Here is an 11,995-nt window from a genome sequence, read left to right as displayed (position 1 = left end):
AATTTCTGAATTATTTAACATATCGAGCAAACATGTTAAAACAATCCTATGAAATACCCACACTTCCCCTGGATATTGATGTCGAGTCGAAAGCTGTTCTGAAAGCGCTTTCGACGGCACATCGATATCTTGCTGAAGTCAAAGGGCGCGCCGCCTCAATCCCTAACCAGGGTATTCTGATCGACACGCTGACCTTGCAAGAAGCAAAGGCCAGTTCGGAAGTTGAAAATATAGTTACGACTCAGGATGACCTGTTTAAGGCCGACCCTATTATGGGCTCCCCCGATTCACCTGCCGCCAAGGAAGTCGCGCGATATCGTGAGGCATTGAAAGTAGGCTTTCAGGAAATTGGCGCATCGCACGGCAATATAACCAACAATACCTTAATCGCGATGTTTCGTATCTTGAAATCCCGAGAGGACGGATTTCGCAGACTACCAGGCACCGCCTTGAAAGAGGGGGTCACGGGGAGGGTCGTGTATGTTCCACCTCAAGAGTTCGATGTCGTTCAGCGATGCATGGCGAATCTTGAGCAATATGTGAACGATCCACCGGTTTCGGAACTGGACCCGATCATCAGGATGGCGATTATCCATCATCAGTTTGAGAGCATACATCCTTTCCCGGATGGAAATGGCCGGATCGGCCGCATCCTGAATGTGCTGTACTTAACAAAAATGGGATTGCTGGACACACCGATCCTCTACTTAAGCCGCCACATCACCAAAACAAAGATGGAATACTATACCCACTTACAAGCGGTCCGGGATGAGGGCGACTGGGAAGGATGGATCCTGTACATTCTGACGGCTGTTGCAGAAACGTCAAAGACCACTCTTGTGCTCATGACGGGCATTCGGGATTTGATGGCGGAATACAAAAACACACTGCGCCAAAAATTGCCCAAGATTTACAGCCAAGACTTGCTGAACAATTTATTTCGACACCCCTATACACGCATCGAATATATACAAAACGATCTTGGCGTATCGCGCCAAACCGCGGCAAAATATTTGGATATGCTGGCCGATGCCGAATTTGTGACAAAAGTGACTCAGGGGCGCAGCAATTATTATGTAAACACCAGACTTATCAACTTGTTCATTCAGGCCGCTGCGTAACGCCTGATCAACACACGCTCAAACCAAAGGCAGACCTAAACAACGCGGTTTTGTGCAAGGGCTAACAGGGCGTCCAGGTCACAATGGGTTTCCATGTGATCTGCCAGGCCGTCCAGGGTTCGTTCGACCACGGTATCATAGGCTGTGGATTGGACGCGTCCATCGCGGAACCGGTTCAGATACGCATTGCGGAATGTATCATCGGCAAAGATACCGTGCAGATAGCAGCCCGCGATTTGGCCGGATGCGGCAATGGCCCCGTCCGGCTTGCCATCGATTTCGACCATCGGGACCGCGCAACCCGGCCCCTCGGTCTTGCCCATATGCATTTCATACCCGCGGATCGCAGCCCCCGTCGTCAGGTCCACCCCCGTCACCTGAACCAGTCGCTTTGGCCCCTTCAGCACGGTTTCGACGTCCAGATGCCCCAATCCTTCGATTGTACCGGGGGGGCCTTCGATGCCTTCGGGATCCGCGATCCTTTGACCCAGCATCTGATAGCCGGCGCACAGGCCCAGAACCGATCCGCCGCGGCGCAGATGCGCGGACAGGTCGATATCCCACCCATTGCGCCGAAAATCCTGCAAATCGGCGATTGTTGCCTTTGATCCGGGGATCAGCACCAGGTCAGCATCCCCCGGCAGGGCCTGACCCGGCGACACGACGACCAGGGTAACATCCGGTTCCGCCCGCAGCGGGTCCAGATCATCGAAGTTCGCAATCCGGCCCAGTCTGGGCACGGCAATCTTAATGGGGGCGGCACCATTGCCTTGGGTTGCCATCGCCCCCCGATCCATCGCCACAGCATCTTCTGCAGGCAGCAGATGCGCATCAGGAAACCAGGTCAATACACCGAAACACGGCAATCCAGTTCGGCCTTGGATGGCAGTCAGCCCATCATCGAATAAGGAAACATCACCGCGAAACTTATTGATCAGATACCCCCCCAACCGTGCCTGTTCAGAGGGTTCCAGCACCATATAGGTGCCAACCACAGAGGCGATCACCCCGCCCCGATCAATGTCAGCGACCAGGATTACCGGCAGATCCGCCGCCTCAGCAAAGCCCATATTGGCGATATCACCGGCGCGCAGATTGATTTCGGCCGGGCTTCCAGCCCCCTCGACCAGGACCAGATCGACATCCCGGGCCAGGATATCAAAACTCTCCAAAGCTTTCGGCAGCAGTGTGGATTTCAGGCCATAATAATCCCGTGCCTTGGCGGTGCCAAACACATGCCCCTGCACAATGATTTGCGATCCATAATCTGATTGGGGTTTCAGCAGGATTGGATTCATATGCACAGACAAGGGCTGTCGGGCGGCCAAGGCTTGCAGTGCCTGTGCGCGCCCGATCTCTCCGCCATCCGGGGTGACGGCGGCGTTGTTGGACATATTCTGTGGCTTGAACGGGGCGACGCGTAACCCACGACGGGTATAGGCACGCGCCAAGCCGGCCACCAGCAGACTTTTCCCAACATCCGAGCCCGTGCCCTGAAGCATCAGGGCCGGGCAATGGGGCGCATGCGCCATAAACCCGCCCTGTCTATTGTTTGGTCATCAATTCCTTCAGGGTTTGGCGCAATTGATCCGCCTGTGGATTTCCAACCACCCCCTTCAAGACGATTTCACTGGGCGTTACGGATTGTCCATAATATTCGCGGTTCAGGGTTTCCCGGGGCACAAGCGCGGTTCCTTCAACATTAAAGCCAAGAAATGCGCCTTTTGAGATGGAATAGGCAATGACATCCGCATCCATGTTGCTGGTGGTGGACGCTTCCGCGCCACTGCCATAGGGACCAATCGCGCCGGAAATTTCGCCGCCGATCTGAACCTGATCGTCCAGAATGGCTTGCAATCCGCGCCCGGTCATCACGATCAACAGCATCTCTGACGACTGCCCGCCAAATTGCAGCCCGAAAGAGGCAGACCCAATCGACAGGAAGGCCGGATAGCTCCATTCATTATTTGCGCCGCGCGCCATCAGAATCCCCGATCCGCCTTCTCCGCCAATCAAAAAACCACCCTTCAACATAGACGGGATAACCACAACAGCTTTCGATTCGCGCAGATAATGGCGCACATATTTCGAAAATTCGGGATGATCCCACATATTCTTGATGGTAAATTCTGATTTGACCACCAGTTGTTCGGCATCTTCGACCCGTGCCTGGGCTTGAAGTGTGGAGGTCAGACTGACGGCCAGAAACAGCGCAATCGTCCCGATGAACTGTGCTATGGATCGCATGGATTAAATCCTTTCCTGCAAACGCGCGCCAGACGGCGACGCGGCTTAAAATTCAATCCCGATCTGCGCCTTCACGCCGGACCGGAAGGGATGTTTGATCTGCGTCATTTCTGTGACCAGGTCTGCAATCTCGATCAACTCTTCCTTGGCGTTGCGACCGGTGATGACGACATGCAGCATGTCACGACGGGCCTGAAGCGTGTTTAGGACCTCTGCCAGATCCAGATAATCATAGCGCAACACGATGTTCATTTCGTCCAGGATCACCATGTCGAAACTGGGGTCCGCCATGGCTTCCTTTGCGAAATCCCAGGCCGCCGTCGCCGCCGCAATATCACGGGCGCGATCTTGCGTGTCCCAGGTGAATCCTTCGCCCATCGCCTTCATCACACACAGATCGGGGAAATGTTTCAGAACTTCGCGTTCCCCCGTGTTCCACACACCTTTGACAAATTGAACGATACAGACCTTTTTACCATTGCCAACAACGCGCGCAGCAAGGCCCATGGCAGCCGTGGTCTTGCCTTTGCCCTTGCCGGTATGGACCATCAAAAGGCCCTTTTCGATGGTCTTTTCCGCCAGCATCTTGTCGCGGGCGGCTTTCTTCTTGGCCATCTTTTCGGCGTGGCGTTGATTGATTTCGTCTTCGGTCATGCCATCGGTTTTCATACCGGTCCGTATCCCCAAATTGAATCTGCAGCCCCAATCAGCGCAGAACTTCCTATCCCGCCGAATTTCGCACGATTCGAGCATCCGACCAGGGAGATTTAAGGCTGAAATTGAGGCAATTTTGAGATCAGGATGGCCCAACGGGCCAATAAACAGCCGCAGGCCGCCTATTCTGCTGCTAAGGCTGGCGTCGAACTGCGCTGTGACAGGGCAACTGTTTCCTGCTGAGCCTTCGCCGCAGCGGCTTCTTTTTCACGGGCGATCCGGGCCTGTTCCATTTCCATCTGGCGCAGCCGATATTCAGCGTTGCGAAGACGTTTGCGCAAGGAACCCGCGCCAACAAAGGCCGCGATCGCACCGATAAGAAATCCGAAAATCAAAACAATGAACAAGGCCAACGCCGTGGGCATGGTGACTTCAGTGGTAAAAGGCCACAGCCGCAACGTCATGATATCTGTATTGGAAACAGCGAAAGAAATCGCCACCAGCAGAATTGGCACGGTGATGATTAGACCAAACAGCTTTGAAATCTGTCGCATTCGCCTATCTGTTCCTCCGGCCTTCGCCATGATACCCGCCCTAGCCGTCACATGACTTCGCGGGGGTTAAGACCGATAAAGACCTGATCGATTGAATGAAAGCCGGATCAATCCGCGTTCAGGCGTTCCCGCAATTGCTTGCCGGTCTTAAAGAAAGGCACCGACTTCGCCTCGACGGAAACAGCCTCTCCCGTGCGGGGATTGCGACCGGTGCGAGAGTCACGCGCCTTTACGGAAAAAGCGCCAAATCCGCGCAATTCAACCCGGTCACCCTGGGCCAGAGCCTGCGTCACCTCGTCGAATACGGTCGACACAACCCGTTCCACATCCCGTTGAAACAATCCCCGACGCTGAGCGATACGGGCGATTAAATCGGACCGTGTCATATAGTTACTCCCACCTGTTTGGGGCGCATCGGATGATCCTCTTCCTGCGCCAATTTTTGTCCTATCGATATCGCGGCATTTCAGTCAGCGCGTCAAAACAGGCGCTCTTGCTGTCTCAGCCGTGATGATATCGCCCCATTACTCAATTTTTCTAATTTAAAAAACTATCCAACCACCAAACCGGTAAAGAGCGTGCCAAAGCCCTGATTTGCAGTCAAGGACAAACGCCCGATATCGCTCTATTTATTGAATATTTCAGGAAAATGCGAAGACCTGATTCTTCAATCTGGATGGGTCGACACAAAGATACGGGCCGGTCTTCCTGATAGAAAACCGGCCCGATCATTCGTCTTTTAGTTCAGTAGGGGACTTACTCGTCGCCCGACTGTTCTTTCTGCTTCTTCAAGGCCGCACCCAGGATATCGCCCAGGGACGCACCGGAGTCAGAAGAACCATAAGCCGCCATGGCTTCTTTTTCTTCTGCGGTTTCATGCGCCTTGATCGACAGGGTCAGCTTATGGGTGGTCTTGTCGATGGCCGTGATCTTGGCATCAACCTTTTCACCTTCGGCGAAACGGTCAGGACGCTGTTCGGACCGATCCCGGCTCAATTCCGCCTTGCGGATAAAGCCTGGAACATTGTCTTTCACCGTCACTTCGATGCCATTGTCCAGAACCTTGGTGACCGTGCAGGTGACAACTTCACCCTTGCGCAGGCCATCCATGGCTTCTTCGAACGGATCATTTTCCAGCTGTTTGATGCCAAGAGAAACGCGTTCTTTCTCAACATCCACATCCAGGACCTTGGCCTTGACCATGTCGCCCTTGGTATAGGCCGCAAGCGCTTCTTCCGGCGCATTGTGCCAGTCGATGTCGGACATATGAACCATGCCGTCGATTTCTTCGGTCAAGCCAACGAACATACCAAATTCGGTGATGTTCTTGATCTCGCCTTCGATTTCGGCGCCCACCGGATATTTCTCCGTGAAGGTATCCCATGGGTTTTCCTGGCACTGTTTGATGCCAAGGGAGATGCGCCGCTTGTTCGGGTCCACATCCAAGACCATGACATCCACTTCCTGAGAGGTGGATACGATCTTGCCGGGGTGAACGTTCTTCTTGGTCCAGGACATTTCGGACACGTGTACCAGACCTTCGATCCCGGCTTCCAGCTCAACGAATGCGCCGTAGTCGGTGATGTTGGTGACGCGGCCCGAGAACTTGGTGCCGACCGGGTATTTAGCGTCAACGCCTTCCCATGGATCAGACAGCAGCTGTTTCATGCCAAGCGAAATGCGCTGGGTTTCCGAGTTGAAGCGGATAACCTGTACATTGACCGTTTGACCGATTGTCAGCTCTTCCGAGGGATGGTTGATGCGACGCCATGAGATATCCGTTACGTGCAGCAAGCCGTCCACACCACCCAGATCGACGAATGCGCCGTAATCGGTGATATTCTTGACAACGCCTTCCAGGACTTGACCTTCTTTCAGGTTTTCGACCAGTTCAGCGCGCTGTTCAGCACGGGTTTCTTCCAGCACGGCGCGGCGCGAGACGACGATATTGCCACGGCTGCGGTCCATTTTCAGGATCTGGAAAGGCTGAGGTGTGTTCATCAGCGGGGTGATATCGCGCACGGGGCGGATATCGACCTGGCTGCCCGGCAGGAAGGCAACAGCCCCGTTCAGGTCGACCGTAAAGCCCCCCTTCACGCGTCCGAAGATCACGCCATTGACGCGTTCCTGCTTGTTGAACTGCTCTTCCAGCTTGATCCAGCTTTCTTCGCGCTTGGCCTTTTCGCGGCTCAGCATCGCTTCGCCGTTCTTGTCTTCCATGCGTTCTACGAAAACTTCGACTTCATCGCCCTTTTTCAAATCAGCGGGCTGGCCGGGGCTGCCGAATTCCTTCAGCGCGACGCGGCCTTCGGCCTTCAGGCCGACATCAATCAGGACCATGTCATTGTCGATAGAAATGACGATCCCTTTTACTACAGTCCCTTCAAGCGACTCGTTTTCGCCGAGGGATTCTTCCAGAAGCTGGGCAAAACTTTCATTTGCCATGGTTGTGATGTTCCTTTCAGTCTTGTTTCATTTCCGGCCATCCGGTTGTATCCGGCGGTCTCACCTCAAAATGAATGGGGATGGCTGCACGCTTGAGGCTTATCGTGCCGCCATCATAACAAACCTAACCTTATGGTCTGCTCAGTCGCAGATCCGCGCCCTAGGCACCGTCTGCATCTTCAAGGGCCTCTCTTACCGGTCCCCCGATCAAGCGGAGAGCCTGAGCAAAAGACCGATCGACATCCAGTTCCGTGGTATCCAGCACCACAGCATCCTCTGCCGCTTTCAAAGGGGCCGTCGCACGATTCATATCGCGCGCGTCCCTGGCCTTCAATTCATCCAGAACGCGCGGGTATATACTGGGCGTACCCCGATTGAGCAACTCTTTGTGTCGTCTTTGTGCACGAATATCCACACTGGCGGTTACAAACAGCTTCACCAGCGCGTCCGGACAGATCACTGTGCCAATGTCCCGCCCGTCCAAAATCGCCCCCAATTTGCCATCCGGTGGCGAGGCTGCGAAGTTTCTTTGAAACTCCAACAAGGCCGACCGCACTCCGTCAATAGCGGCAACTTTGGATGCCGCAGAGGCCGCATCATCGCCCAGTAGCTCCGGGTCATCCAGGGTTTGCAGGTCCAAAGCGCGGGCGGCATCAGTGGCCGCATCCTCATCTTCCGGGTCGCCACCAGACCGCACCACCGCCAAACCCACCGCACGATACAGCTTGCCCGTATCCAGATAGGCGAAATCAAATTCTGTCGCCAGTTTACGCGCCACAGTCCCCTTGCCGCTGGCGGCCGGGCCGTCAACGGCGATAATAATGGGCGCATTGGATGACATATCTGGAAACTCCTTCACTCAAATCGACTGTTCAGCCGTGCATGGGCCTCTTCAACCATCGTCTCCACAATACGGGCCGCTGGCTCAATGCTGGCGATCAGACCAATCGCCTCACCACAGATCGGGGCGGATTGTTGCGGATCGCCCGCTCCCAGCGCCGCTGTATAAGCCGGGACGGCGGTTTCCACAACCGCACGCAATTCCTCTTCGTGCCCATGCCACTTCTGGGTAAAAGCATTCTGCTGTACCCGAACCTTGAATTCAGCTGGCCAGTCTTTTTGCCGCACGATATCCACAGCGGTGGTCTGCACGGTATCATCCCCGGTCGCGGGGATAGCGGCCTTACGATGCTGCATCGGGGCCAGCGACTCCAGCGACGCCCAAAACCGCGTACCGACCAGAACCCCGTCTGCGCCAAGCATCAAGGCCGCAGCCAATCCGCGCCCATCAGCAATCCCACCAGCAGCCACCAACAGCGTGTCGGGGGAGTTGGCGGCCAGAAGATCGGCGACCTCCGGCACGAAATTCATCGTGCCGCGCAGGGCGCCATGACCGCCAGCCTCTCCCCCTTGGGCAACGATGACCGTCGCGCCCAGATCCACGGCCTGTCGCACATGCGCGATGGTCTGACATTGGCAGATCAGCGGGACACCAGACTCTGCTATTTTTGCCACAAACGGGCCGGGATCCCCAAAGGAGAGCATGATCGCACAGGGATTATGGGACAGAACCAAATCCAGCAAATCCGGATTTTGTGCCAAAGACCAGGTGATGAAACCACAACCAACCGCCGTGTTGCCTGTATCTCGAAATGCCTGGCTCAAAAAAGTTGCATCGCCGTAACCGCCGCCGATCAGGCCCAACCCGCCAGCCTCACTGACAGCCTTGGCCAATTGCCCCCCGCTGGCACCCGCCATAGGGGCCGATAGAATGGGATGGTCGATTCCAAACTGGCGTGTCAGTCGGGTCGTAATCCGGCCCATCGATTACCCTTTCCGTCCGGAATTAAGCGCCGCCATCAGATCCAGGAAATTCGGGAAACTGGTGCGGATCGGGGCGGCATCATCGATGGTGACCGGCTTTTTCGTCACCAGCCCCAGGACAAAGAAACTCATGGCAATGCGATGATCCAGATGGGTGGCGACCATGGCACCGCCGGCAACATCACCGGGGCGGCCTTCGACCTGCATCCAGTCCTCGCCTTCTGTCACCGTCACGCCATTGGCGCGCAGGCCCGTCGCCATCACCGCGATCCGATCAGATTCCTTGACCCGCAATTCGGACACGCCCTGCATCCGGGTCGTTCCTTCCGCTTGAGAGGCGGCAATGCACAGGATCGGATATTCGTCGATCATGCTGGCCGCCCGCTCTGGCGGCACCTCTATCCCATGCAGCGTGGAATGGCGCGCGATCAGGTCGGCAACCGGCTCCCCCCCTGCAACACGCTCATTTTCAATCACGATATCGGCGCCCATTTCCAGCAGGGTTTTGATCAGCCCGATGCGGGTCGGGTTCATGCCGATATTGGGCAGATGCACTTCCGATCCCGGCACCAGCAAGGCCGCCACCAAAGGAAAGGCCGCAGAGGATGGGTCGGCCGGGACCAGTATATCGGCGGCGGTCAATTCCGGTTCCCCCGCAACCGCGATGCGACTGCCCCCGTCGGCCAGGGCCTCACGGCTGACCTTGCCGCCAAAATGGGTCAGCATGCGTTCTGTATGGTCGCGGGTGGCAACCGATTCAATCACGGCGGTCTCGCCCCGCGCCATCAGCCCCGCCAGCAGCACGGCAGATTTCACCTGCGCCGAGGGGACCGGCAGTTCATAGGTGATCGGCAGCACCATATCGGCACCCTGGATCATCAGCGGCAGACGCCCGCCGTCGCGTGTTTCGATCCGCGCCCCCATTGCCGTCAGCGGATCAGTCACGCGGCCCATCGGGCGCGACCGCAGAGACGCATCGCCCGTCATCATGCACCGGATGGGATGGCCCGCCAGAATACCCAATAACAGGCGCGCCGCCGTGCCGGAATTGCCCATATCCAGAATATCTTCTGGTTCCCGCAATCCGCCCAGGCCAACGCCGGTGACGGTCCAGGCCCCATCCTGATGGCGTGTGACATCCGCCCCCAACTGGCGAAAAGCGGCGGCTGTCGCCAGCACATCCTCCCCTTCCAGCAGACCTTCGATCTGTGTTGTGCCGACCGCAAGCCCCCCCAACATAACCGCCCTGTGCGAGATTGATTTATCACCCGGCACCCGCACCGTTCCAATCAAAGAGGACCCGGCAGACACGGTTAAAGAAGAGCTCATTTCAGAACGATCCTATTCTATACACAGCGGTATTTTGGCAGTCGAATATCGTCAAACCTGATGCGTGGGTGTTTTACACCTTGGCCCCCCGGCGAACAAACCCCGTTTCGTGATTTACCGTTTCTCCCTATTTATCTTTTGACAGCGCCGCTGGAATTTGGCAATTCCGCCCGCAATCGGCTGAACAATAGGGGGATGAGTGTATCATCGCCCTAGCGTATCGGTCGCGGTTGCTCTATAGGGAGCCTCCGAAAATATTAATTTTACTGTCAATCCGAAGGAGATCAGCGACATGGCAAATCCCAAATGGGGCTTTAAGCGTTTGTGCCTCAGCTGTGGCGCGAAGTTCTATGACATGCAGAAAGACCCGATCATCTGCCCAAGCTGCGAGGCTGTCTTCGATCCGGAAGCCGCCACCAAGCTGAAGCGCGGTCGCAACCAGGTGCCTGACGACAAGCCCAAGAAGGAAGCCAAAGTCGCGTCCAAGTCATCCGGCGATCTGGATGATGACAGCGACGATGACGATGATGATCTGGACGTTCTGGATGTTGATGACGACGACGATGATGGCGTGCTGGAGGATACATCCGACCTGGACGACGATGATGTTCCGGTTGTCGGCACCAAAAAAGACGACGACGACCTGTAAGAATCCCAAAGTCTTTGTGTCGGTTTCTTGAAAACTCTTGCGAGACCGGATACGGCGTGTATAACACGCGCCGCCGGTCGAAAAAGTCCAGGACCGACACATAAGGGGCCATAGCTCAGCTGGGAGAGCGCTACACTGGCAGTGTAGAGGTCAGCGGTTCGATCCCGCTTGGCTCCACCATCGAAAACCCTCGGGAAACCGGGGGTTTTCGCTTGTTGGGACCCAGATCTAAGAGGCATGCCATAAGTCCCGGTCATGCTGACACGCTTCAAGCGAGTTGTTAAATCCTCAGTCTGTCCGATCAGTTGCCGTTCCCAACCTTTCCCATCGACAAAACTCTCCCGGGATACTTCCCGCCCGGTGAAAGTTTCCCCAATTTCCTTAGTGCTGATTTCCTTCGGTCCGGCTTTCCATCCAAAGTTATCTTTGGCCGTATTTGGCTTGGGAACTGGCAACGCGTTAGGATTGCCTTTGAGTGCCGGTTTCGCCTTTTCGCTTGCAGGTGAAACATTACTCGCGCGAGTATAAGAGGAAGAAATCATGCGATGTCCACCAAACCTGAACTCAGGAGACGCAACGAATGCTTAGTCTTGAAGATTTTGTTAAAGCAAGCCTCGAACAAATTGTTCGAGGAGTTCAGCAATTTAACACCGAAAATAAAGAAGCATTCGCAACCACTAGCCCCACTCTCTCCGGTGGAACGAATACCAAAGAGTGGGCTGGAGCGGGAATCATAATTACTGGATATGGCACCCATGACGAGCTTCAGTATGCCAGCATGGTCGACTTCGATGTCGCCGTGACCGCCGAGGAAAGCGACAAAGCAAAAGCTGGTGGAGGGATCACAGTCGCTACATTCTTCAAAGCCGAGGCTGGTATTGAAGAAGCAAACAAAAACGCAAGCGTTAGCCGGATAAAATTCCGGCTCCCACTCCAAGTTAATACAACTCCCACAAAACGATTCTATTAACGGTAAAATGGTTCGCATAGCAGTTAAGAGGAAAGTCATATCGCTTCCCTTTTTATTTGTGAACCTTGTACCTTTGGGGGGCTTGCCCCCAAACCTCCGCACCTCGGCGGTGGGCAGGGTTCCAGGAGAGGAAGTCGTCGCTGCGCTCCTTTTTTCCTTTCCTGGCCCCTGCGCGATAGGTTGGGGCGCTTCCTGGGCCTCA

The 11,995-nt window shown here is 55.5% G+C and carries 12 protein-coding genes and 1 tRNA gene; 4 read left to right on the top strand and 9 right to left on the bottom strand.

Annotated elements, in window-relative coordinates; genetic code table 11:
• The first annotated feature begins 32 nt into the window (after positions 1–32).
• A complete protein-coding gene (locus tag ACOSDM_RS05335; RefSeq protein ID WP_420723457.1) occupies positions 33–1,121 on the top strand; it encodes a Fic family protein in 1,089 nt (362 codons plus the stop codon).
• Between the two features lie 35 nt (positions 1,122–1,156).
• On the opposite strand, the gene ACOSDM_RS05330 is transcribed toward ACOSDM_RS05335, so the two are convergent.
• The 9 genes from ACOSDM_RS05330 to aroA form a co-directional block, all read right to left on the bottom strand.
• Positions 1,157–2,653, bottom strand: a complete 1,497-nt coding sequence (locus tag ACOSDM_RS05330; protein WP_420723456.1) for a cobyric acid synthase — start codon at positions 2,651–2,653, stop codon at positions 1,157–1,159.
• Positions 2,654–2,666: 13 nt separating this feature from the next.
• On the bottom strand, positions 2,667–3,368 hold the full coding sequence (locus ACOSDM_RS05325; RefSeq protein WP_420723455.1) for a lipid-binding SYLF domain-containing protein: 702 nt from the start codon (positions 3,366–3,368) through the stop codon (positions 2,667–2,669).
• A 45-nt stretch (positions 3,369–3,413) separates the two neighbouring features.
• Entirely contained in the window at positions 3,414–4,037 is a 624-nt protein-coding gene (cobO, locus tag ACOSDM_RS05320; protein WP_420723454.1) for a cob(I)yrinic acid a,c-diamide adenosyltransferase, read from the bottom strand.
• 167 nt (positions 4,038–4,204) lie between these two features.
• Positions 4,205–4,576 carry a lipopolysaccharide assembly protein LapA domain-containing protein gene (locus ACOSDM_RS05315; protein ID WP_420723453.1) on the bottom strand — a complete coding sequence of 124 codons (372 nt, stop codon included), beginning with the start codon at positions 4,574–4,576 and terminating at the stop codon, positions 4,205–4,207.
• A 107-nt stretch (positions 4,577–4,683) separates the two neighbouring features.
• A complete protein-coding gene (gene ihfB / locus ACOSDM_RS05310; RefSeq protein ID WP_420723452.1) occupies positions 4,684–4,962 on the bottom strand; it encodes an integration host factor subunit beta in 279 nt (92 codons plus the stop codon).
• Positions 4,963–5,332: 370 nt separating this feature from the next.
• A complete protein-coding gene (gene rpsA / locus ACOSDM_RS05305; RefSeq protein ID WP_420723451.1) occupies positions 5,333–7,021 on the bottom strand; it encodes a 30S ribosomal protein S1 in 1,689 nt (562 codons plus the stop codon).
• 160 nt (positions 7,022–7,181) lie between these two features.
• Positions 7,182–7,862: a (d)CMP kinase gene (cmk, locus tag ACOSDM_RS05300; RefSeq protein WP_420723450.1), complete on the bottom strand. Its 681-nt coding sequence runs from the start codon at positions 7,860–7,862 to the stop codon at positions 7,182–7,184.
• Between the two features lie 14 nt (positions 7,863–7,876).
• On the bottom strand, positions 7,877–8,845 hold the full coding sequence (locus ACOSDM_RS05295; protein ID WP_420723449.1) for an NAD(P)H-dependent flavin oxidoreductase: 969 nt from the start codon (positions 8,843–8,845) through the stop codon (positions 7,877–7,879).
• A gap of 3 nt (positions 8,846–8,848) precedes the next feature.
• Positions 8,849–10,174: a 3-phosphoshikimate 1-carboxyvinyltransferase gene (aroA, locus tag ACOSDM_RS05290; protein WP_420723448.1), complete on the bottom strand. Its 1,326-nt coding sequence runs from the start codon at positions 10,172–10,174 to the stop codon at positions 8,849–8,851.
• A gap of 292 nt (positions 10,175–10,466) precedes the next feature.
• Here aroA and ACOSDM_RS05285 point away from each other — a divergent pair, with 292 nt between their 5' ends.
• From ACOSDM_RS05285 to ACOSDM_RS05275, 3 genes are all read left to right on the top strand, one after another.
• Complete coding sequence (locus ACOSDM_RS05285) at positions 10,467–10,823, top strand: FYDLN acid domain-containing protein (RefSeq protein ID WP_420723447.1); 357 nt, start codon at positions 10,467–10,469, stop codon at positions 10,821–10,823.
• A 104-nt stretch (positions 10,824–10,927) separates the two neighbouring features.
• Positions 10,928–11,003, top strand: a tRNA-Ala gene (locus ACOSDM_RS05280).
• A gap of 400 nt (positions 11,004–11,403) precedes the next feature.
• Entirely contained in the window at positions 11,404–11,793 is a 390-nt protein-coding gene (locus ACOSDM_RS05275; RefSeq protein WP_420723446.1) for a hypothetical protein, read from the top strand.
• The last annotated feature ends 202 nt before the right edge of the window (positions 11,794–11,995 follow it).

The sequence above is a fragment of the Hwanghaeella sp. LZ110 genome, assembly GCF_048892525.1.
Classification (GTDB): domain Bacteria; phylum Pseudomonadota; class Alphaproteobacteria; order UBA8366; family Aestuariispiraceae; genus Pacificispira.
The sequence above is the reverse complement of the archived record's forward strand: the minus strand, read 5'-3'. Positions and strand labels throughout refer to the sequence as shown.

What these genes read in the sequence shown, in the direction of transcription:
- ACOSDM_RS05335 (WP_420723457.1), top strand. Translation starts at nt 33, where the DNA reads ATGTTAAAACAATCCTATGAAATACCCACACTTCCCCTGGATATTGAT.
- ACOSDM_RS05330 (WP_420723456.1), bottom strand. Translation starts at nt 2,653, where the DNA reads ATGGCGCATGCGCCCCATTGCCCGGCCCTGATGCTTCAGGGCACGGGC.
- ACOSDM_RS05325 (WP_420723455.1), bottom strand. Translation starts at nt 3,368, where the DNA reads ATGCGATCCATAGCACAGTTCATCGGGACGATTGCGCTGTTTCTGGCC.
- cobO (WP_420723454.1), bottom strand. Translation starts at nt 4,037, where the DNA reads ATGAAAACCGATGGCATGACCGAAGACGAAATCAATCAACGCCACGCC.
- ACOSDM_RS05315 (WP_420723453.1), bottom strand. Translation starts at nt 4,576, where the DNA reads ATGCGACAGATTTCAAAGCTGTTTGGTCTAATCATCACCGTGCCAATT.
- ihfB (WP_420723452.1), bottom strand. Translation starts at nt 4,962, where the DNA reads ATGACACGGTCCGATTTAATCGCCCGTATCGCTCAGCGTCGGGGATTG.
- rpsA (WP_420723451.1), bottom strand. Translation starts at nt 7,021, where the DNA reads ATGGCAAATGAAAGTTTTGCCCAGCTTCTGGAAGAATCCCTCGGCGAA.
- cmk (WP_420723450.1), bottom strand. Translation starts at nt 7,862, where the DNA reads ATGTCATCCAATGCGCCCATTATTATCGCCGTTGACGGCCCGGCCGCC.
- ACOSDM_RS05295 (WP_420723449.1), bottom strand. Translation starts at nt 8,845, where the DNA reads ATGGGCCGGATTACGACCCGACTGACACGCCAGTTTGGAATCGACCAT.
- aroA (WP_420723448.1), bottom strand. Translation starts at nt 10,174, where the DNA reads ATGAGCTCTTCTTTAACCGTGTCTGCCGGGTCCTCTTTGATTGGAACG.
- ACOSDM_RS05285 (WP_420723447.1), top strand. Translation starts at nt 10,467, where the DNA reads ATGGCAAATCCCAAATGGGGCTTTAAGCGTTTGTGCCTCAGCTGTGGC.
- ACOSDM_RS05275 (WP_420723446.1), top strand. Translation starts at nt 11,404, where the DNA reads ATGCTTAGTCTTGAAGATTTTGTTAAAGCAAGCCTCGAACAAATTGTT.